Source organism: Novosphingobium sp. SL115 (assembly GCF_026672515.1).
Taxonomy (GTDB): Bacteria; Pseudomonadota; Alphaproteobacteria; order Sphingomonadales; family Sphingomonadaceae; genus Novosphingobium.
This window is the reverse complement of record NZ_JAPPRG010000002.1, coordinates 477,648-498,976: the sequence shown is the minus strand read 5'-3', so window position 1 is coordinate 498,976 and position 21,329 is coordinate 477,648. Positions and strand designations below refer to the sequence as shown.

The following is a 21,329-nucleotide window of genomic DNA, read 5'->3' as shown; positions in this document are numbered from 1 at the left end:
GTTGGTTGATGACGTATTTCCCTTCTACAGTCAGGATGCTGGAAGACCAATGGCTATTACTCTCCCGCCGCTGCCTTATGCCGAAGACGCGCTTTCGCCCACGATTTCGGCAACCACCCTGCAAACTCACCATGGCAAGCATCACAAGGCCTATGTCGACAAGACCAACGCCGCTGTCGAAGGCACCGACCTTGCCGATGCCAGCCTCGAAACGATCATCGATGCAGCGCAGGCCAAGGGCGACAAGGGCCTGTTCAACAATTCGGCGCAAAGCTGGAACCATGCGTTCTACTGGAACAGCATGACACCTGCATCATCGGCGCCCACTGGTGAACTGGCTGCTGCCATCGACGCGGCTTTCGGGTCGGTCGATGCGCTGAAGGCTGAACTGGCGGCGCAGGGCACCGCCCACTTCGCTTCTGGCTGGGTGTGGCTGCTGGCCAAGGACGGTAAGCTCGTGGTCGAACAGACCCACGACGCCGCGACTTTCGCCACCGACGATGCCAAGCCGCTGCTCGTCATCGACCTGTGGGAGCACGCCTATTACCTCGACCACAAGAACCTGCGCCCGGACTACCTGAAGCAGGTGCTTGATGGTTACCTGAACTGGGATTTCGCGGCGGAAAACCTCGCCCGCGAAGGCAACTGGGCCTATCCGGCCTGAGCCTGATGTCCTTGATCCGGGTCGTCTTCGTCAGCAATGGCAAGGCGGCCCGGCTCAAACAGCGCTTCACCAAACATGAAGCCGACGATGTTCGGCCTGCCGATATGGTCCAGCAAGGCCGCCAGCGTAAGCAGGATTGGCACTGACAGCAGTGCACCCAGAACGCCCCATATCCACGAAAAATAGCTGATCGAAATCAGGATCGCTACCGGGTTCAGCGTGAAGCGCGCGCCTAGAATCGAAGGCGTGATGATGTTCGATTCCACCGCATGCAGGCCAAGATAGGCCAGCATCGGGATCAGGCCCACGGCTACGGTCGATGCTGTGCCAAGGCCGACCAGCCCCAACAGGCCCATCATTGCCAGCGGGCCAAGGTAGGGCAGGAAATTCAGTACGAAGGCCAGCCCGCCCCACATCACCGGCGCGCTCATGCCAAAGCCCCACGCGCCCAGCGCGACAATCACGCCCACGCCAAAGTTCACCTGCGCCACAGTGAGGATATAGTTGGCGACCCGTTCCTGCACATCGCGCAGTACCCGTGCCAGCCGCACCGAAGCGCTGAAATGGTGCCGGTCGAACAGGATCCTCCGCTTCATGCGAATGCGCGATTCGATCATGAAGAACGTCATCAGCAGAGTCAGCAGGATTTCAAGGATGACGCTGGGCGTGGCAAAGGCCACCTGTTCGATCACCGACGGGCTGGCAACCACCACTTCGCGGGTGGAGTGGCCGGTGATACGTGCCAACTGGCGGTTCATGTCGGCAACCCACGACAGGCTGCCGCGCAGTTCGGCAAAGCGTTGTGCCACGCGCCGGGCCAGTGATGGCACCTGATCGACCATGACGAAAGCTGGCTGCAGGATCAGCAGCAGCGCTAGCAGTACCACGGCAACCAGCGCAAGAATGGCGATGAACGAGGCCAGCATGTTGGGCAACCCCAGCCGGGTTACCCGGTCGGCCAGAGGAGACAGCACGATGGTAAAGATCATCGCCGTGACCGGAGGCAGAAACACCACAGACCCGATCGACAAGACGAACGGCAGGCCCAAAAACAATCCCAGCCCCAACAGTAGCACGATGGCCGATTGCAGCCGCGCCCGCTGGTCAGCCTGCTCAATCGTGGGTGGCAGATATCCCGGCGGAATCGATTCCGGTGGAAACTGTGGCAATGGATCGGGCGTGTGCGGCTGGTTCACCTGAGATGCGGCCCTGAAAGCTGGATGGGTATGCGGGTTTGGTCTGGCAATCCATCCATTGCCCATGACGCCGGATCAAGTAGGGCGGGGCACATCCGGCAAATTTTTGCGGGGACGGGGTTTGTGTATCACACCTTTGCCCCCTTCATCCTTCATCCGGCTGGCCGAACCGCATCGGCCAGTTTTGTTGCATTAGTCGTCGCTGTCGGCCGTGGCTTCCATCGCATTTTCATGAGAACCGGCAATCGGCACACCATCGCGTACGGTATCGTTCAATTCGGTCATGATTGCGGAATGGGCAATGGCATCGCCGGTGCTGCGGCGCGGGATCTGGCCGCTTTCGATCATCTGTGACAGCGTGGCGCGGGCGCGGCCGACGCGGCTTTTGATGGTGCCAACGGCGCAGTCGCAAATCTGCGCAGCTTCTTCATAGCTGAAGCCGCCAGCACCTACCAACAACAGCGCTTCACGCCGTTCAGGCGGCAGGGTCAACAGCGCGCGGTGCATGTCCGAAAGGTGCATCGGCCCTTCCTGCGCAGCCGGTGCCACCAGAATCCGTTCCGCTACCGTTTCATCATAGTCGGCACGGAAGCGGTTGCGCCGCATGTCGGTAAGATAGGCATTGCGCAGGATCACGAAAGTCCATGCCCGCATCGACGTGCCGGCTTCGAACCGCTCTTGCGCAGCCCATGCTTTCAACAGGGCTTCCTGCACAAGATCGTCGGCCAGATCAGGGCGTCCGCACAACCCGCGTGCGAAAGCGCGAAGGTGGGGGATGACCGCAGTGAGTTCACGTTTGAACGCAACAGGATCGCTCGCCGGGCGCGGCGCGGTTGCTGCCTCAGCCATGCGAGCTGTCATCCAGCTTTTCGAGAAGTTGGGCGAAACTGTCGGGCAGGGGTTCATCTACGACGGAATCGTAAAGACGTTTCAGACCGTCCGCCCATTCGGGAGGCTGGGGTTTCCCACCCTTCCGGCTTTGCTGACCGGGATTCATCGGTTTTTCTTTCGACATTCGCTCTGACAACGCCTCCCCCTCCAGGGATAAAATCAAATCGGATACCAGACCGCTGGGGCAGGTTCCCCCGGACGCGGCAGATGCGAGTTCCATAACACCCTGCCTGCGGTTTTGCAGCGGGGCAGGGCAGTGCTTGTTTTTCGGAACGTAATCAGCCGCTGTCGGTTCCCGTGATCGTGGTGCACTAGGTAATTCCTTTGCAGCGCAATCGGTGCAATGGAGGTGGCGGCGCTGTCCCGGATCGGGATCGGGTCAGGTCAGGAGGATCAATTAGCGCGATGGAGAAGCTTCTCGCCCAGAAGAAGCTCTCTCCACGGTGGTACGAGCGCTTTCCGCGCGGCGTCCCCGTGGGGATTTTCAGCCTGACCATGGCGGTCACGGTGCTCAGCGTGTTCGCCATTGAAACAACCGAGAACAGCCGCCAGAGCGCCCAGATTGCGCAAGCCGCGCAAATGGTGGCATCCGGGCTTGAGCGTCGTTCCAACGCCAATTCTGCTTACCTGCGCTCCAGCGCTGCCCTGTTTGCCACCCAGCAGATCGTTGAGGCACCGCTGTTCCGCACATTCATCCGTCAACTTCATCTCGACGGGCGCTACGTCGGGTCCGACGGCATTGGCTGGGCGATGAAAGTCTATCGTGACGATATCCCCACGGTCGAGGCCATCATGCGCAGCAGCGGTGTGGAAAGTTTCTCGATCTATCCTGCGCCGGGCGCCGATCGGCCGTTCGTCATGCCTGTGATGTTTCTGGAACCTGATTCTGAACGCAACCGGCGCGCTGTCGGGTTTGACATGTTTTCCGAGGCTACGCGTCGCACTGCCATGAAGGCAGCAGAGCGGACCGGCCAGCCCACGGCATCGGGCCATGTCGTGCTGCGGCAGGAAGGACAGGCAAAAGGGAAGGGCGGAGCGCCCGGCTTTCTTGTCTATATGCCGGTATTCACCATTCAGGATATTACGGCTCAGGCCATGACAGGCCGGGACGCGCCAAAGCTGCGCGGGTTTGTCTATTCTCCGTTCAACGCCCAGCGCTTTCTTGAATCCTCTATCGATGTCGCCCATCTCGAAGGGGCTGGCGTGCGGCTTTATGATGAAGACGCCAAGGGCCGCACGTTGATGGCGGCGGTTGCGCCGGAACTTGTCTCCGGCCGCGTGGTGCGCAGGCCCATTGACATATCCGGCCATCGCTTCGTTCTTGAAATCGAGGCGCGGGCGACCCCAACGCTGACTGCGGTGTCGGTGATGACACTGCTGTTCGGCCTGCTGGTGGCCACCTTGCTTCTGGTTCTGGCCCGTTTGCTTACACAACAGGCGGCCGAAGATCGCCTTGCGCTCGCCTGGTTCGAACAGCAATCTTCGATCCGCAATTCGCTGACCCGCGAACTTAACCATCGGGTCAAGAACACGTTGGCCAATGTGCTGTCGATCATTTCGCTCACCCGCCGCCGGGCAACCGGGCTGACAGATTTTGCCGATAGTCTGGAAGGCCGCATTCGGGCGCTGTCCGCCACGCATGATCTGCTGACGCAGTCTGATTGGGGGTCAACTCCGGTGGCGCTGGTGGTGAAAGCCGAACTCGCCCCATATGCACAGGATGCGCGGCGCCATCTGGTGATGGACGGGCCTGAGGTCGATCTTGCCCCCAACGATGCACTCTCGCTGGGCCTTGCTATCCATGAACTGGCGACCAACGCGGCCAAATATGGTGCACTCAGCGTTGAAACCGGCAGGGTTTCGGTGATGTGGGAAATGGTGGGCGAAAATCTGGCCCGTATCGCATGGGTGGAGCGGGGCGGCCCGCCGATTGATACCGCGATGCGGCGCAAGCGCGGTTTCGGCACCGAACTGATCGAAAAGATAGTGGCCCACGAATTGCGTAACCCGGTGGACCTGAAGTTCGAACCTGAAGGAGTGCGTTGCACCCTGCTGATTCCGGTGCGCAAGGCGACCGACTTTACTATCCGTCAGAACAAAGACCAGAACCGGGGCTGAAGAAAAGCACCAACGGGCCAAAAGATACCAACGGGAAAGGGCCGCGCCCGGCAGGACACGGCCCTTCAGAAGACAGGCGGCGCAAAACCGCCGGACTTGAACTCTTAATCCAGCGGGCGGCTCGACCCGAAGAACAATGCCTGGCTGATCGCGGTGCGCACGGTTTGTTCCTGAAACGGTTTGGTAATGAGATAGGTCGGCTCAGGCCGGTCACCGGTGAGAAGACGTTCGGGATAAGCGGTGATGAAGATGACAGGGACCGACCCGATCTTCAGGATATCGTCCACCGCATCAAGACCCGAACTGCCATCGGCCAACTGGATATCGGCCAACACCAGCCCCGGCTGTTCGCGCGCCACGATTTCCAGCGCCTGCGTGCGTGTGGCAGCCATGCCGCAAACATCGTGGCCCAGCGAACGGACCAGATCTTCAAGCTGCATCGAAATTAGCGGCTCATCCTCGATGATGAGCACAGAAGTCGTGGATTCGCGGTCGATCTCGGCAATGGCATCCTGCACCAGCCGTTCAACTTCATCCGCATCGCGGCCCATGATATAGGCAGCATCGTCAATGCTGAAATCTTCCAGCGTGGTCAGCAGCAAAGCCTGCCGGTTAATCGGCGTCATCGCGGCCAGACGTTCCTGTGCAGCCGCTTCGTGCCCGCCAATTTCAAACCCTGATGAACGGTCAACTGTGTCGACATAAGCGGTTGACCACACGCGGTTGAAGGCATGGTAAAGCTGCGGACGGCCTTCGCCGATGGTGGCGCGCAAATCTTCGTCCGCCAGCGCTGCCTCAAGCGTCGCGCGTACAAAGGAATCACCCGCCGACTGGCTTCCAGTCAGCGCGCGCGCATAACGGCGGAGATAGGGCAGCTGATTGGCAACCTTGGCACCCAGAGACATTCGTACCCCTTCCCGGTCAGTATCGTGACCACCAACGCCGGGAACTGTCATTCGGTTCCCGGTGAAGCGCAAGGGAGATTTGCAGGAGCGCCGGAAAGGATGCCAGCAGCCTGACCGGCCGCACGCTCAGCCAGCGCAGCCACAGCCCAGTCCGCCAGAATGTCCGGTGACACAGGTTTGGTAAAGCGGGCGGCAAAATCGTCGGCCTGCGGCACGTCGTCGGCATCAAACGCAGAACACAGCGCAACGATGCAGCCATTGTCCTGAAGCTTCTGGGCAAGATCGACCGAAAGCCCATCGGGCAATTGCAGATCAAGCAGGGCCGCGACTGGAGAGTTTTTGGCGATTATGGCTTCCGCTTCGGCCAGCGAGGTGGCCACCCAGACGGTAAAGCCGCGTTCGATCAATACGTCCTCGATTGCCATTGCCACCAGAACGCTGTCTTCGACCACAAGGATATGGCGGGGACCAGAAGAGGCAGGTTCCGAATTTATCTGTTCCACGCCCGTCCCCAACACATTTGCCGGGCGGGAACTACTGCACCTTGCGGGAACAAACCCTGTCATTTGACATAGCGCATGAGATACAACGCATGTTTCGTCCGAAAGGATGGGAGGAAACACGATGGCGCGTGATGATGAAGGCCCTGCGCATGCGGGGGCTGGAAACCTGATCGGGACTCAAGGTCTGATCGAGGGGCAAGGGACACAATGTGCAGCATGCCCGTTGGCTGCATGTCCGGGGTTGCGGCAGCCCCCGGAAGATCTGCGGCAGTGGATTGCCGCGTTCAGACAGGGTGAAGCCCGTTTCCTGCGGGGTGACCACATTTTCCCCCAAGGCGCAAAGCCGCGCCATTTGTATACGATCCTGTCTGGTGTGCTGATGCGCACACGGCTGCTGGATGATGGCCGGCGTCAAATCATAAACTTCATGTTCCCCGGTGATTTCATCGGGTTGCAGGGCGCGCTCGACGCTGAAATGGGGCACGGCGTCGAAGCGGTGACCCCGGCAAGGCTGTGCGCGTTTCCGCGTGAGCGCTTTTTCGACATGGTGACCAGCCAGCCCCGGCTGGCCTTCGATCTGACCTGGCTGGCCGCGCACGAAGAAGCCGCGCTGGAAGAACATATCGTATCGCTGGGGCAGCGCAATGCACGCGAACGCATGGCCGCGCTGGCGGTATTTCTGATGCAGCGCGGACTGGACACCGGCATGGTGTCCGAAGGTACCTTGTCCATCGGCATTACCCAAAGTCAGATCGCCGATATGCTGGGGCTTTCGCTGGTCCATACCAATCGCACCTTACAGGCTTTGCGCCGTCACGGGCTGGTGGACTGGACCATGGGTGGCATCAGAGTGCCGGATATGGATGCAGTCCGCAGTTTCGCCAAAATTGAAGATTCTGGGCAAAGCGCACAGCGTCGTTACATCTAAAGTTATTATTCCCACTGAAAAATAAGGAAAAAAATTCCTAAAAAGATTGGGAACCGTTCTGGATGCAGTCCGTTTAGGCTCTGTCACCGCCGAGACCCCCCCTCCCGTCCAAGCGGCTGGTGATACGATCCCGAAAGGTCCCCGTCGCACCCCGGCGGGGACCTTTTTTCGAAAGACGGGTCGTCGCCCCGACCGTGTCGCATGACGCGGTCGGGGAAATCGGGGTGGCCGGGAAAATCGGTGTGGTTGGAAATCAGGCAGGATTCAGGCTATCGCCTGAATACAGACGATCAGGAGCCTGAAAAGACGTTGCGGATGCGGGCCAGCAGGCCACTCGATGTCTGCCTTCGCACCAGCGACACCAGATCTTCGGTTCGGAACGGTTTGGGCAGCATGTGCCCCAGCGTTGCCGCAGATGGCGGGATCATTTCAGGCGTTGCGGTGGTGAACAGCACCAGCGGTGGCGCATCGCCAAGCTGGTGCGCCAGTTCGGCCAAGGCCCAGCCATCATCCCGGTCCGCCAGATGCACGTCCAGCACCAGCAACGCAGGAACGCCGCGCTCCAGTTCGCCCATGGCGGCGGCAATCGTGGCGCAGATAATGACCGGAGCCGCACCTGCATCGGCCAGCGCTTCCGCAATCTCCATGGCGATCAGGGCATCGTCTTCCACCACCAGAGCGCGGCCAAGCGGGCGCGACCGATGGGCCGGTTCCTGCCTGATGGACCTTTCGCCTTGGTTGAGCACGCCTGATCCCCTCACGCCGGTCAAGATACGGACTGGCTGAAATATAACGCGCGCGCCTGTTTCAGGTTCCGCGTTCCGGCGTGGCGACCGGTCGCTTCAAAGCGCCTTATCGTAAATCACATAGATCTTGTTGACATGGCTATCGATCGCCTCGGCAATGGCGTTCATTCCCTGATTATCATCCAGAATCCAGCCGATCTCGCTGCGTGTCGCGCCATATTCGCGCAGGGAATTCTGGCGGATCGCCTCGATCATCATGAAGGCCAGCTGGCTGGCCAGTCGCGACGATTGCAGCCGCTTGCGCACGCCCATCAACGGCACGCGCATGGTGCGCACCTGCGGTTTGCGCAGCCACAACAGCAGCTTGGCCCAGTTGAACGGAAACAGCTTGCCGCCCATCGGCTTCAGCGCTTCGTTCAGATCGGGCAGCGTCATCATGAAGGCCACCGGCTCGCCTTCATATTCGGCGATCATGATAAGGTCTTCGCGTACGATCGGCTTGAACTTCTTGCCTGCGTATTTGATCTCGGTGTTGGTGAACGGCACGAAACCCCAGTTGTCGGACCAGGCATCATTCAGAATGTCGAGAATCAGCGCCGCTTCTTCATCGAACTTCGATTTATCGACGTTGCGGATGCGGATTTTGGCATTCTTCTGGCCTGACTGGACAATACGCTGGATGAGCGGCGGAAAATCGCGCGTGATATCCAGCTCAAATGTGTTCAGCGTCTTGGCGGGCTGATAGCCCAAGGCCTTGATATAATGGTCATAGCGTTCGGGCTGATGGCCCATCATCACCGTTGGCGGATGGTCGAAGCCCTTGACCAGCTGGCCCGGCTCTTCCCAGATCGACATCGAAATCGGTGCCAGCACGCGGGTCATGCCCTTGGTGCGCAGCCAATCCTCTGCCTTGCCGATCAACGCTTGCGCCACGGCTTCATCCTCGGCTTCCAGCAGGCCCCAGTTCCCGGTGCCGGGGCCCATGCCCTGTTTGGGGTCCATGGCAATGGCCAGATGGTCGATGTGCGCCGAAATGCGCCCGACCACCGCGCCGGCACGGCGGGCAAGGAACAGTTGCACATCGGCATGTTCGAAGAACGGGTTCTTGCCCGGCGTAATCAGTTCTTCGGCTTCCATCCGCAGCGGCGGCACCCAGTTGGGATCGCTGGCGTTCAGGTGATAGGCAAGATCGACAAAGGCCTTGCGGTCAGCCTTGCCGGAAACGGGAGTGATGATTACTTCGCCCTGAGCCACGATCTTGCCTTTGTTTGCGGGTAAGCGGGTGTTGCCGGGCGAACTGCGGTTCAATCCGGCATGTTGTCAAGCCGCGCTGCGCACGTGGGGATGCATGCGGTGCAAAAGTCTGGCCAGCCACCCAGCAAAGGTCAGGCCGATAAGGGTCACATTGGAACATTTGGCATGATTGCTACTGATACGCTTGCCCATCGGGCTGATGGTCCCCAACCGGCGCCCGCTGGTCAATCCCCATTACAGCCCAAACTGCCCAAGGGTCTTGCCGGCACGCCCGATGACAAGGACATGCTGCGCGCCGCGGTGGAACTTACGCGCGATATCGCCACCGCGCGGCCTGAAATCTACTGGCCTGACATGCTGGTGTCGGCAATGCTCGGCTATGCAGCGCTGGCCGGTGCCATCCTGATCGACAATCCGCTTTATGCCGCGCTTTCAGGCGTGTTCGCGGCGCTGGCGCTTTATCGTGCGTTGCTGTTCATCCATGAACTGACGCACATTCACAAGACCGCGCTGCCCGGCTTCCGCTTCGGCTGGAACCTGCTGGTGGGCATTCCCATGCTCATCCCGTCGCTGATGTATGAAGGCGTTCACACGCTGCACCACGCCCGCACCCGCTATGGCACGGCGGAAGACCCGGAATATCTGCCGCTTGCACTGATGAAGCCGTGGTCGCTGCCGGTGTTCGTCGTCACCGCGCTGCTGCTGCCGGTCGGTCTGCTGATCCGTTCGGCGGTGCTGGTGCCGCTGGGCGCGGTCATTCCCCCCTTGCGCAAGCTGGTGTGGGAACGCGCCTCATCGCTGTCGATCAATCCCGATTTCCGCCGCCGCCCGCCCGAAGGAGACTTTGCGCGCATGGTGTTCTGGCAGGAACTGGGCGCATCCGCCTGGGCCATCTTCGTGCTGGGATGGAGCGCAACGCATAGCTGGCGTCCGCTGCTCATCGGCCTTGCGGTCATCTCGCTCACCGCGCTGCTCAACCAGATCCGCACGCTGGTTGCGCATCTGTGGGAAAATGAAGGCGATGCCATGACCGTGACCGGGCAATACCTTGATTCGGTCAACGTGCCCCCGCCCGCACTGCTCGCCCCGCTGTGGGCACCGGTGGGCCTGCGCTATCATGCGCTGCACCACCTGCTGCCATCAATGCCCTACCATTCGCTGGATGAAGCGCATCGCCGGTTGAAAAAGCATCTGGGCGTCGAATCGACCTATGAGAAGGCCAACTATGCGGGCCTTCTGCCACTGGTCGGCCGGCTGGCGCGCAGCACCATGATGCCGCGCTGATGCTTATTCCGTGCCGGGGATCATTCCTCGGTGCGGATCAGCACTGTTTCCCCGATCAGGAAGAACAGCACGAACGGTGCCCATGCCGCCAGAAACGGCGGATATGCGCCGAAATTGCCCATGGCCAAGGCGGCGTTGTCGAACACGAAATAGGCAAAGCCCAGCGCCATGCCGATCACCGCGCGCACGAACAGGTGGCCCGACCGGGCAAGGCCGAACGCCGCCACCGCGCCCAGCAGGGGCATCAGAAGAGCGGAAAGCGGGCCGGAAATCTTGTGCCACCATTTGCCGTCAAGCTCGGTCGTGCGGAAACCGGCTTCACGGATGGCGCCGATGGAGCCTGCCAGCCGGGTCAGGGATTCAGCGTCGGCATCGACCTTGCTGATGACCACCTGCACCGGTTCTACCGATTTTGCGTATACCTGATCGGCCTCTAACGCGACCTTGCGGGCACTTTGCACATCGAACAGCACCGGTTGGCGGAACGTCCAGCCGGGCTTGGCATAGGTTGCCGATGGTGCGGTGACGATTTCGGTGACCATGCCGGTCGGGTCACGCCTATACCAGCTGACGCCGCCCATCTGCATGGCGTTGCCTTCGCCCGAAACGGTGCGCGCGAACAGAATGTTGGGGCCGTCCTGCAACCAGATGTTCGATTTGATTGCCGATTCCTGCGGGATCGGCCCGTATTTGACGTTCTGCCAGGCCTTCAGCGTCGTGGTTGATCGGGTCACGATCCGTTCGTTGAAAGCAAAGGTCGCCAGCGATGTCACCGCCGCCACCAGAAACAGCGGGGCCAGCACCTGATGCGCCGACAGACCACCCGCCTTCATCGCAATCACTTCGCTGTTCTGGTTCAACGTCATCAGGGTGATGATCGTAGCCAGCAGCACGGAATAGGGCAGGAACCGGCTGACAAGCTGGGGCATGCGCAGGCCAACATAGGTCAGCAATTCGCTTTGCCCGTTGCCCGGCGCAGCCAGCACCTTGCCGCTTTCTGACAGCAGGTCGAGCATCTGCAGAACAAGCACCAGCATCAGCAGCACAGCCACGATGCGCACCGCGAACATCTTGGCGATGTAGGTGGCCAGTGTCCGCGACGGGAAGAACTCAAACTGCATGGGCGGAGTCCTCGTTGCCCTTCTGCGCCGGTTCATTGGGCAGGCGCTTGCGTTCGAATAGGCGGCGTACGCCCTTGCCGATCTTGGCAAAGACCGTTTCCAGCGCGCCGATCGGCTGCCCGCCGGGGACATAGGCAATGCGCCAGTACATCCACACGATCAGCGCGGCAAAGGCCACGAACGGACCCCATAGCGCCAGCACCGGATCAATCCGGCCAAGGCGGGCCACATCCTGCCCATACTGGTTGACCTTGTGATAGGCCACCACCAGCACGATCGACAGGAACACCCCCAGCGCTGAGGTCGAGCGTTTGGGCGGAACCGCCAGCGCCACCGCCAGCAGCGGCAGCAGGAACATCATCACCACTTCGACCAGCCGATAATTCAGGCTGGCGCGCGACTGGTTGCGCATTTCTTCCGAATAGCGGTCGTTCCAGCCGATCTGCAGCAATTCGGGCAGGAAATACTCCTGATCGGCATCGCCGCGCCGCCGGAATTGTTCGATCCGGGGTAGGTCAATCGGCAGGTCATGGCTGGCAAAGGTCAACACGCGGGGCGATGCGATGCCGGGGCCGTCCTGCACGATTTGACCGTCAGTCAGGCGCAGAATCACCGTGTCCGGGCTTTCGCGGTTGGCGAAGAACCGCCCTTCGCGTGCAGAAATGACCATGACCTGACCATTTTCGGTCTGGATGCGGGCAAAGATGCCGCGCAGATCGCGGCCTTCATCGCGGCTGGAATCCACCCGCAGCGCGGTGCGATCCTGCAAGGAATTGAATTCGCCTACCTTGATCGACGCGCCCAGCGCACCGGATCGCAGTTCGAACTGGAGCTGTTCGTAATAATAGCGCGACAGCGGCTGGACATAGCTGACGATCAGCAGGTTCAGCGCGGCCAGTGCAATGGCGAACATGTAAGGCACGCGCAGCAGGCGGGTATAGGACAGGCCCACCGCGCGCATCACGTCCAGTTCGGAACTTGTCGCCAGCTTGCGGAAGGCAAACAGGATGCCCAGCATCAGCCCCAGCGGAATGGCAAGGCTGGCATATTCGGGCAGAAGATTGGCCAGCATCTTGAACACGACGCTGACCGGCCCACCTTCGGTCGCCACGAAGTCGAACAGCTTCAGCATCTTGTCGAGGATGAGCAGCGATGCGGCCAGCACGAACACTGACAGCATCGGCACGAAGACCAGCCGGGCGATATAGCGATCAGTGGCGGTGAGCAGCTTCACGGTTTGGGGCTATGCGGTCTTTGCGGCAAGGGGGCAACCGTAGAAATCGCTCAGGCCAGCTATTGCGCCGGGCGCAGGCCGGGAAATGCGACCAGCCGAAAGTGTGGGGGTCAGGCCTTTTCCAGCGTGCATTGCAGCGGGTGCTGGTTCTGCCTGGCAAAGTCCATCACCTGATTCACCTTGGTTTCAGCGATTTCGTAAGGGTAAACCCCGCACACGCCCACACCGCGCTGATGCACATGCAGCATGACCCGCGTGGCCTGTTCCAGATCCATATGGAAAAAGCGTTTCAGGCACATCACCACGAATTCCATCGGGGTGTAATCGTCGTTCAGCATCAGCACTTTGAACTGGCTGGGCTTTTTGGGCCGGGCGCGGGTGCGGGTGGCAATGCCAACCAGATCATCGCCGTCGGGACCGCGCGTGTCATCCTCCCCGGCGCAGCGCTGGAGATCGGACATGTCCGTGACGGCAAGGCGATCAATGCTCATGATGGACCGCAATATCGCATTCCAACTGCGTTCCGACAAGGGGCACGTCAGCCCTGACTTGGCAGAATCCGGGCAACAGGCCGGTTAAAAGGTGTCGATAGATGCAAAAACGGGCCAGTCGGTTGTCCGACTGGCCCGTTTGCTTGTCCGTTGGAAAAGGGCTGCCTCGTTCAAGGGATGCCTTTGTTCCGAAAGATCAGGCGGCCTTCTTGACCTTTTCAACCGCAAGGCTGACGCGGGTCGAGATCGGCTGGAAAGCTTCGTTGGCCAGCTTCAGCATGGCTTCGCTGTTCTTCGAGCTGGCGGCAACCGCAGCGTCAAAGTTCTTGCGCAGCAGGGCCGACTGCTTTTCGAAGAATTCGGTGGGCGACTTGACCGTGGTCAGTTCCTTGACGTCGGCAGTCATGGCTTCGAAAGCCGACTTGGTTTCGGCGACGTAACCTTTCGACATTTCCTGAATGCCGGTGGCGAAGATCTTCGACGATTCGACCATCGCTTCGACGTTGCCCTTGGCAAACGCGCCGGCATCGCCAAATGCGGCCTTGGCCTTGTCCTGGGCGTCCTTGAACGCGGCGGTCATCTTGTCGGTGAATTCAGTGGTGGTAGCCATTGCGAACAGTTCCTTCCTGGGTGCCGACACCTTTTCGGCTGCGGCAGTAACGGGTTTCACGCTTTGGGTGGCGGTGGCAGGACGCTTGAACGCGGGCTTCACCGCAGGCGCAGGCGCTGCCGCCAGAGGCGGCTTGGCAGCAGGTGCCTTGGTCACTTTTTTGGCGGGAGCCTTTGTCGCCGGCTTCACCTTTGCAGGCTTGGCCGGGGTGGGGGCTGCCACCGGGGTCACGGCTTTGGCCGCCACGGGAGCAGGTGCCGGAGCGTCAGTTTTGACAGCTACGGGCTGAACCATGGGTGCTGGCACCGTTTCCTTGCGTGCCCGGCCCGGCTTGCTCTCTGTTTCGGCAAGTGGCTGGGCCGATGGCGTCACGCCGATTGCCGGAACTTCCGGCAGCGCAACGGTTGCGTCCGCCTTGGGGGCGGGCTGGGCCATGCTGTCCTTGGTATCATCGACCATCGTTGTGACTCCTTGCGTTCAACAGCGGAGCTGACCCAGTGAGTCGAAATCCACTCTTGTTGCACTGCACAAAATAGGAATGCACAGCCGGATGTCAAGAATTTTGTGCACTGCACAAAATCCGGAATGGAGTGATTTCTGCTATCGATGCGATCAGTGTGACCGAACGTAGCGGCCGGGCGCATCCTCTATCACATTGTCGCCTTTACCACCGGGCGCGCGCTTGCCTTTTGCGGCAACTTTTGCCGGGGCCTGCGTGGCGATCCATTCAATCCAGTCAGGCCACCAGCTACCCTTGGTTTCGCTGGCTCCGGCGATGAATTCGTCAAGGCTGCCGGGATCGTTCGGGTTGAGCCAATACTGGTATTTGCCCGATTCGGGCGGGTTCACCACACCAGCGATATGGCCTGATCCTGCCAGCAGGAACTTCCACGGACCAGACAGGTGCCGCGTCAGCTTCCACACGCTTTGCGGCGGTGCGATATGGTCTTCGCGGCCGGCCTGAATATAACACGGTGTTGCAATGCGGCGCAGATCTATCGGCGTGTTGTCCGCCACCATCGCATCGGGAATGACCAGCCGGTTGTCGCGATAAAGATCGCACAGATAGGCCTGATGCCATTTGGCCGGAAGGTTGGTGGTGTCGCCGTTCCAGTGCAGCAGGTCAAACGCCGGGTAATCCTGCCCCAGCAGGTAATTGTTGACCACGTAGTTCCAGATCAGGTCGGTCCCGCGCAGCGCATTGAACGTGGCCGCCATATAGCGCCCGTCCAGATAGCCGTCTGTGGCAAGGCCATCCAGCATCTTGAGCTGGCCATCGTCGATGAAGTTCTTCAGATCGCCCGCGTCTTCGAAATCGACCTGCGCGGTAAAGAACGTGGCGCTGGCCACCTTGTCCGCTTCACCCCGACGTGCCAGCACGGCCAGCGTCGCAGCTAGCGTGGTGCCTGCCACGCAATAGCCGATGGTGTGGACCGCTGGCACTTTCAGCCGGTCGCGCACATGGTCGATCGCTTCGATTTGCGCGCGGATGTAATCGTCCCACGCCACGTCCGCCATGCCCGCGTCGGCCGATTTCCACGACACCACAAAAACGCTCAGCCCTTGCGCCACAGCCCAGCGGATAAAGCTTTTCTGCGGATTCAGATCGAGAATGTAGAACCGGTTGATCCACGGCGGGAAGATCAGCAGCGGCGTTTCGAACACCTCACCCGTGGTGGGCGCATACTGGATCAACTGGAACAGCGGGCTTTCGTGCACCACCTTGCCCGGCGTGACGGCAATATTGCGGCCCAGTTCAAAAGCGTCAGGATCGGTGTGGGTCAACTGTCCCTTGCGCAGATCGCCCAGCAGGTGCTCCACCCCTTTGACAAGGTTTTCGCCCTTGGTTTCCATCGTCCGCTCGATCACCACAGGATTGGTGAACGGGAAGTTGGCGGGGGAAAGCGCGTCGGTGACGACTTTGGTGGCGAAGCGCAGTTGCTCTTTGCGTTCGGGCGTAAGGCCCTGCGCGTCGTCGGCCATCTGGTGCAGCTTTTCAGACAGCAGCAGATAGGTCTGGTGGATCAGCGCAAAGGCAGGCTGTTCGTGCCAGCGTTTGTCGGCAAAACGGCGGTCCCTGCGGGGCAGGGCGGGTGCTTCATCCGCAGGCTGATTGCCCGCAAACTGGCCCATCACCGCGCTCCACAGCGCCATGCTTTCATTCCACAGGCGGGTCTGGGTTTCGGCCTGCGCAATCGGCAACTGTCCCGCCATCGACATGAAGGTCTGCGTCCATTTGCCCAGATCGCCAAAGCGCGCGAGCATCGGTTCAATGTGGCCTGCCTGTTCGGCGCTGAAATCCAGCCACATTTTCTGCAACTTGGCCGCCGACATGGCCCAGTGCTGCAGGTCTGACGGATCGGATACCATGGCCTCGCCACCGGGCATCAGCGGGGCGAACATGGCCCGCATTGCTTCGCCCTGCTGGCGGAAAAGGTCTTCGATCACGACCGAATCACCGCCCGTTTTGTCCGTCATGCGCATTCCCTGCCGTTACGCCGCAGCCATTATCTGGATCTATCTATACACGCCATATGACAGCTTGTTACCCCTGTCGTGCGGGCGTCCGGTTTGGTTGCGTGCAGTGTTCCCACGCGCGACATATTGGCGTAAGGGCGCAAGTTGCGGCGATCTTGCCGCGCTTTTTCAACGAGTATTCAACCGTGGACGAAGAATTCTACCGCATGAAGCGCCTGCCGCCCTACGTCATTGCCGAAGTCAACGGCATGCGGGCCGCCGCGCGCGCCGCCGGTAGGGATATTATCGACCTCGGCATGGGCAACCCCGATCTGCCGCCGCCTGCGCACGTTATCGAAAAGCTGTGCGAAGTAGCGCAAAAGCCTGATGCCCATGGCTATTCGGCATCGTCGGGCATCCCCGGCATCCGCAAGGCGCAGGCCAATTACTATGGCCGCCGCTTCAACGTGGATCTCGATCCTGAAACCGAAGTGGTGATGACCATGGGGTCAAAGGAAGGGCTGGCCAGCCTTGCCACCGCCATCACTGCGCCCGGCGATGTGGTGCTGGCACCTAACCCCAGTTACCCGATTCACACTTTCGGCTTCATCATCGCCGGTGCGACCATCCGTTCGGTGCCGACCACGCCGGATGAACGCTATTGGGATTCGCTCGACCGAGCGATGAAGTATTCGGTGCCGCGTCCCTCGATCCTGATCGTCAACTATCCGTCGAACCCGACGGCAGAGACGGTCGACCTCGCATTCTACGAACGGCTGGTGGCGTGGGCGAAGGAAAACAAGGTGTGGATTCTGTCCGACCTTGCCTATTCTGAACTCTATTTCGACGGCAATCCCACCCGCTCCATCCTAGAAGTGCCGGGGGCAAAGGACGTGGCGGTGGAATTCACCTCGATGTCCAAGACGTTCTCGATGGCCGGCTGGCGCGTTGGCTTTGCCGTGGGCAACCAGCGCCTGATTGCCGCGTTGAAGCGGGTGAAATCCTATCTTGATTACGGCGCGTTCACCCCGATTCAGGCTGCCGCCTGCGCCGCGCTGAACGGGCCGCAGGATATCGTAGAAAAGAACCGCGAACTCTACCAGAAGCGCCGCGACGTGATGGTCGAAGCGTTTGGCCGCGCCGGATGGGAAATTCCCAGCCCCAAGGCCTCGATGTTCGCATGGGCGCCGCTGCCACCCGCGCTGATGCATCTGGGCAGCCTTGAATTTTCGAAGCAGCTTCTGACCCATGCCGAAGTCGCCGTGGCACCGGGCGTGGGTTATGGCGAAGACGGCGAAGGCTTCGTGCGGATCGCCATGGTCGAAAACGAACAGCGGCTGCGTCAGGCCGCGCGCAATATCAAGCGCTACCTGCAGTCGATGGGGGTCAACTCCTCGGCTGCGTGATCTGCATTCCTGATTGAAAAGGCAGCCCTTTCCGCCATCTGCAGAGAGGGCTGTCGTCGTTTGGGCCATCGGTCAAATGTGCAGGCTGGACCGTCAGCAGCACCTGAGGCACCCTTGCGCCCAACGAACAACGAGCGGATGCCCAAGATGAACTTCCATGACCGCGTGACCGTCACTGTCGAAAACCATGTCGCCCACGTCCTGCTCGACCGGGCGGACAAGATGAATGCGCTCGACGATGCGATGTTCGAGGCCATCGTTGCGGCAGGGCACCATCTGCATAATGAACGCGGCATTCGCGCGGTTGTGCTTTCGGGCGCGGGGCGTTCGTTCTGTGCAGGCCTTGATCTGTCCAGCATGGGGCAGGCCGACCGCTGGGGTGAGGGTGGCCTTGCCGAACGGACCCACGGCAACGCCAATCGCGCGCAACAGGCGGCCATGGTCTGGCGCAAGCTGCCGATGCCGGTAATCGCCGCGGTGCATGGCGTGTGCTTTGGCGGCGGGCTTCAGGTGGCCAGCGGCGCGGACATCCGCTTCATCACCCTCGATGCGCGGCTGGCGGTGATGGAAGTGAAGTGGGGCCTTGTCCCCGATATGGCCGGATATGTGCTGTGGCGCGGCAACGTGCGTGACGATGTTCTGCGCGAACTGACCTATACCCACCGCGAATTTACCGGCGAAGAGGCGGTCGGCTTCGGCTTTGCCACCCACGTCAGCGCCGATCCGCTAGCCGATGCCATGGCGCTGGCGCAGGAAATCGCAGGCAAAAGCCCCACGGCGGTTCGCGGCGCCAAAATGCTGTCCAATCGCACACCCTATATGGGCGTGGACGAAGTGCTAATGGCCGAATCCATCGCTCAGCACGAACTGATGTATTCGAAAAACCAGACAGAAGCCTTGCGCGCAGGTATGGAAAAGCGCGCAGGAGAATTTGTCGATCCCTGACGGCTTGCCTGCTAGGCTGCCCGGATGAAGGCCATTCACGATCCCCATGGCGCGCTGGTCAGCGGGCTTTCCGCCATCCGCGCGCAATATCAGGTGCCCGACAGTTTTCCGCCGCAAGTGCTGGCAGCAGCCGAATTGGCAGCGGCGCGACCGCTTGCCGACCATGCAGACCGCACGGATATCCCGTTCGTCACGCTCGATCCTGACAGTTCCACCGATCTCGATCAGGCGTTCTGGATCGAAACGTCGGGCGCGGATATCGTCCTGCACTATGCCATTGCTGACGTCGCATGGTTCGTGAACGATGGCGATCCTGTCGATGTCGAAGCGTGGGCGCGGGGCGAGACGATCTATCTGCCCGATGGCAAGGCCGCGCTCCATCCGCCCATTCTGGCCGAGAACGTCGCCAGCCTTTTACCCAATGGCCCGCGCCCGGCGGTGATCTTTACCGTGCGCCTGCGCCCTGATGGCGATGCCGTGTTGCAAGGGGCCGAACGTGCGATCATCCGCAGCCGCGCAAAGCTTGCCTACGACAGCGTAACCGATGCCGATCTGCCGCCCGCCTTTGCCGCCTTTGCACAAAGGGCGAATGCCGCCGAAGCCGCCCGTGGCGCCGCCCGCGTCGATCCGCCCGAACAGGAAGTCGAAGCCTTGGGCGATGGGCGCTATGCGTTGGCCTTCCGTCCGCAACTGCTATCGGAACAGCGCAATGCCGCGCTGTCGCTATCGGCCAATCTGGCGATTGCAGCGGCCCTTCAGGCTGCTGGAACCGGCCTGTTCCGCGTCATGGCCGGACCCAGCGCGAAAGCCATTGCCCGCCTGCGCAGCACGGCGGCGGGCCTTGGGCTGGACTGGCCACAGGGTGTGGACCTCAAAGTTCTGGAACGCACGCTGGACCAGACCAAACCGCACCACGCCGCCTTCATGCTGGCCGTGCGCCGCGCCGGAAATGGCGCGGGCTATGCCCCATGGATACCGGGCGTCACGCCTTGGCATGAAGCCATTGCCGCTACCTATGTCCACGCCACCGCGCCGTTGCGGCGGCTGGCGGACCGTTATGTCATTCGGGCCACGCTGGCCGTGGCCAATGGTAAAGCCGTGCCCGATGCGGTCGAGGATGCCTTTCGTCGCCTGCCCGCCGTCATGGCCAAGGCCGATGCCCGTGCCGCGCAGATCGAACGCGCGGTGATCGATTTGGCTGAAACGGTCATGCTTCAGGGCCACGAAGGGCAGCACTTCGCTGCCTGCGTGACTGATGCCGATGGCGATTCGGCGCGGGTGCATCTGGTGGATCTGCCGGTGGTGGTGCGCGCTAAAATTCCCGGAGCCACGCCCGGCCAGCGGGTAAACCTGCGGCTCGATACGGTCGATACCACCGCGCGCCGCCTCAGCTTTGCAGCAATTGGCTGATCTTCGCGCAAGAACCCCTTGCGGCATGGCCCCGTTCCGGCTAACCGCCCCGAACCACGCATGACCTGCGATCGAGGCCCGATGGCGGAGTGGTTACGCACCGGATTGCAAATCCGTTTACGCCGGTTCGATTCCGGCTCGGGCCTCCAGAACTTCCTTCACATGTGTCTGCCCAAGCCGCGAAACAGTTTGGGCGATTGGCAAGGCAGCGTAAGCTGTGGTGCTGGCAGTTCCCAAAATAGTCACGGCTCCGCATCGCTGGCGCACACCTGGTGGCCAAGGCTACGGCAAACCTCAAATCCGCCCGCCTTCCAAAGAAGGATCAACCCGAAAAGCGCAGCGTAGCAGGCGTCAGGTCACATTTTGTCTGATTTTGCGAGAAAGCATCAGGATGGGCCAAGGCCAAAATTCGACCGTTCAATGTCGATATAGACCTTACAGATCTTCGCCATAGTGATGATGTACATGGCCGACGGCGGCAAGTTCATGTAATCGTTGTTTTTATACATGAAGGTTATATTTTCGGCGATCGTGTCTGCCCCGGTTTTCAGGTCGAGCAGGCATTTGGTGCGCCCGCGTTTGACCATGGCTTCCGCCAGCGTGTCATCGGCATAAATAAAATTCTGGCTGTCGTTCATGCCCTGCGCATAGGCGGCTTTGGCTTGTGGAGACATCGAGAGCCATTGCTGGCGATCGTTTACATAACCCGCAGCTTGCGCGGTGCTTGCCAGCATCAGAATGCCTGTGCCGATGGCCACTGAAAGTTTTCGCAAAAACGACATGTCCGGCCCGATCCCCATCGCCCAACTCCCTTGGGCAGAGCGCCTGCCGCGCTGCTACCAACCATGGTTGTTCTCTAAGCCTTTGTGGGCTGCGGCCTAGATGCCGTTCCATCCATATTGGCGTCATCTGCTCCAATCTGAATTTCCAAATAAAATTGCTAAATTTTAGGCGCAAAATCTGCCGTTTGGGCTTTCGGTTTGCACGTATGTCCAAAATTACCTCGGAAATGGTGCTTAAGGTTAACTGCGGATGAATGAACGGACGTTGACTTGCCGACCAAGCGCAGCAACATGACCGTGAGAGTGGTCGCTGTGTATAGTGGTCAGGAGGTAGCTCGACGGCAAATTGCGCTTTGATTCCGGGTCTATAAGAAAAAATCACTT

General features: G+C 60.6%; 20 protein-coding genes and 1 tRNA gene. 8 read left to right on the top strand and 13 right to left on the bottom strand.

The annotated features are described in order from the left end of the window. The first annotated feature begins 49 nt into the window (after window positions 1-49). Window positions 50-664 (top strand): superoxide dismutase, encoded by a 615-nt coding sequence (locus tag OVA07_RS03965; protein WP_268170171.1) that lies wholly within the window; start codon window positions 50-52, stop codon window positions 662-664. On the opposite strand, the gene OVA07_RS03960 is transcribed toward OVA07_RS03965, so the two are convergent. From OVA07_RS03960 to OVA07_RS03950, 3 genes are all read right to left on the bottom strand, one after another. Beyond that, entirely contained in the window at window positions 652-1,860 is a 1,209-nt protein-coding gene (locus OVA07_RS03960; RefSeq protein WP_268170170.1) for an AI-2E family transporter, read from the bottom strand. The genes OVA07_RS03965 and OVA07_RS03960 overlap by 13 nt on opposite strands. Before the next feature lie 192 nt (window positions 1,861-2,052). Next, entirely contained in the window at window positions 2,053-2,709 is a 657-nt protein-coding gene (locus OVA07_RS03955) for a sigma-70 family RNA polymerase sigma factor (protein WP_268170169.1), read from the bottom strand. After that, window positions 2,702-2,971, bottom strand: a complete 270-nt coding sequence (locus OVA07_RS03950) for a NepR family anti-sigma factor (protein ID WP_268170168.1) — start codon at window positions 2,969-2,971, stop codon at window positions 2,702-2,704. Before OVA07_RS03950 ends, OVA07_RS03955 begins: the two co-directional genes overlap by 8 nt. 185 nt (window positions 2,972-3,156) lie before the next feature. Here OVA07_RS03950 and OVA07_RS03945 point away from each other — a divergent pair, with 185 nt between their 5' ends. Beyond that, the gene (locus tag OVA07_RS03945; protein WP_268170167.1) at window positions 3,157-4,869 is read left to right on the top strand and encodes a CHASE domain-containing protein; all 1,713 of its coding nucleotides are present in this window, start codon (window positions 3,157-3,159) and stop codon (window positions 4,867-4,869) included. Window positions 4,870-4,973: 104 nt separating this feature from the next. Here OVA07_RS03945 and OVA07_RS03940 read toward each other — a convergent pair whose 3' ends face one another. Beyond that, window positions 4,974-5,774 carry a response regulator gene (locus OVA07_RS03940; RefSeq protein WP_268170166.1) on the bottom strand — a complete coding sequence of 267 codons (801 nt, stop codon included), beginning with the start codon at window positions 5,772-5,774 and terminating at the stop codon, window positions 4,974-4,976. A 47-nt stretch (window positions 5,775-5,821) separates the two neighbouring features. Then, window positions 5,822-6,277, bottom strand: coding sequence for a response regulator transcription factor (locus OVA07_RS03935; protein ID WP_268170165.1), 456 nt, complete (start codon window positions 6,275-6,277; stop codon window positions 5,822-5,824). Between the two features lie 121 nt (window positions 6,278-6,398). On the opposite strand from OVA07_RS03935, the gene OVA07_RS03930 reads away from it, so the two are divergent. Next, entirely contained in the window at window positions 6,399-7,205 is an 807-nt protein-coding gene (locus OVA07_RS03930; RefSeq protein ID WP_268170164.1) for a Crp/Fnr family transcriptional regulator, read from the top strand. A gap of 290 nt (window positions 7,206-7,495) precedes the next feature. Here the strand turns inward: OVA07_RS03930 and OVA07_RS03925 are convergent, their stop codons facing one another. Together OVA07_RS03925 and OVA07_RS03920 are read right to left on the bottom strand one after the other, a co-directional pair. Continuing rightward, window positions 7,496-7,951 carry a response regulator gene (locus tag OVA07_RS03925; protein WP_268170163.1) on the bottom strand — a complete coding sequence of 152 codons (456 nt, stop codon included), beginning with the start codon at window positions 7,949-7,951 and terminating at the stop codon, window positions 7,496-7,498. Window positions 7,952-8,047: 96 nt separating this feature from the next. Further along, window positions 8,048-9,205 carry an N-acetyltransferase gene (locus OVA07_RS03920; protein WP_268170162.1) on the bottom strand — a complete coding sequence of 386 codons (1,158 nt, stop codon included), beginning with the start codon at window positions 9,203-9,205 and terminating at the stop codon, window positions 8,048-8,050. Between the two features lie 165 nt (window positions 9,206-9,370). Between OVA07_RS03920 and OVA07_RS03915 the strand changes: the two genes are divergently transcribed. Then, window positions 9,371-10,489, top strand: coding sequence for a fatty acid desaturase family protein (locus tag OVA07_RS03915; protein WP_268170161.1), 1,119 nt, complete (start codon window positions 9,371-9,373; stop codon window positions 10,487-10,489). 20 nt (window positions 10,490-10,509) lie between these two features. On the opposite strand, the gene lptG is transcribed toward OVA07_RS03915, so the two are convergent. The 5 genes from lptG to OVA07_RS03890 form a co-directional block, all read right to left on the bottom strand. Next, entirely contained in the window at window positions 10,510-11,610 is a 1,101-nt protein-coding gene (gene lptG / locus OVA07_RS03910) for an LPS export ABC transporter permease LptG (protein ID WP_268170160.1), read from the bottom strand. After that, window positions 11,600-12,844, bottom strand: a complete 1,245-nt coding sequence (gene lptF / locus OVA07_RS03905) for an LPS export ABC transporter permease LptF (RefSeq protein WP_268170159.1) — start codon at window positions 12,842-12,844, stop codon at window positions 11,600-11,602. Before lptF ends, lptG begins: the two co-directional genes overlap by 11 nt. A 110-nt stretch (window positions 12,845-12,954) precedes the next feature. Beyond that, entirely contained in the window at window positions 12,955-13,305 is a 351-nt protein-coding gene (clpS, locus tag OVA07_RS03900; RefSeq protein WP_442789662.1) for an ATP-dependent Clp protease adapter ClpS, read from the bottom strand. A gap of 226 nt (window positions 13,306-13,531) precedes the next feature. Beyond that, the gene (gene phaP / locus OVA07_RS03895; RefSeq protein WP_268170157.1) at window positions 13,532-14,404 is read right to left on the bottom strand and encodes a TIGR01841 family phasin; all 873 of its coding nucleotides are present in this window, start codon (window positions 14,402-14,404) and stop codon (window positions 13,532-13,534) included. A 153-nt stretch (window positions 14,405-14,557) separates the two neighbouring features. Further along, the gene (locus tag OVA07_RS03890; RefSeq protein ID WP_268170156.1) at window positions 14,558-16,423 is read right to left on the bottom strand and encodes a PHA/PHB synthase family protein; all 1,866 of its coding nucleotides are present in this window, start codon (window positions 16,421-16,423) and stop codon (window positions 14,558-14,560) included. Window positions 16,424-16,608: 185 nt separating this feature from the next. Here OVA07_RS03890 and OVA07_RS03885 point away from each other — a divergent pair, with 185 nt between their 5' ends. The 4 genes from OVA07_RS03885 to OVA07_RS03870 all read left to right on the top strand — a co-directional run bounded on the left by OVA07_RS03885 (window position 16,609) and on the right by OVA07_RS03870 (window position 20,312). Continuing rightward, window positions 16,609-17,808 carry an LL-diaminopimelate aminotransferase gene (locus tag OVA07_RS03885; protein WP_268170155.1) on the top strand — a complete coding sequence of 400 codons (1,200 nt, stop codon included), beginning with the start codon at window positions 16,609-16,611 and terminating at the stop codon, window positions 17,806-17,808. Window positions 17,809-17,946: 138 nt separating this feature from the next. Then, entirely contained in the window at window positions 17,947-18,753 is an 807-nt protein-coding gene (locus OVA07_RS03880) for a crotonase/enoyl-CoA hydratase family protein (protein ID WP_268170154.1), read from the top strand. Window positions 18,754-18,777: 24 nt separating this feature from the next. Next, window positions 18,778-20,163, top strand: a complete 1,386-nt coding sequence (locus tag OVA07_RS03875) for an RNB domain-containing ribonuclease (RefSeq protein ID WP_268170153.1) — start codon at window positions 18,778-18,780, stop codon at window positions 20,161-20,163. A 75-nt stretch (window positions 20,164-20,238) separates the two neighbouring features. After that, window positions 20,239-20,312: transfer RNA gene (locus tag OVA07_RS03870), tRNA-Cys, on the top strand. Between the two features lie 237 nt (window positions 20,313-20,549). On the opposite strand, the gene OVA07_RS03865 is transcribed toward OVA07_RS03870, so the two are convergent. Beyond that, on the bottom strand, window positions 20,550-20,963 hold the full coding sequence (locus OVA07_RS03865) for a hypothetical protein (RefSeq protein WP_268170152.1): 414 nt from the start codon (window positions 20,961-20,963) through the stop codon (window positions 20,550-20,552). Window positions 20,964-21,329 lie beyond the last annotated feature (366 nt).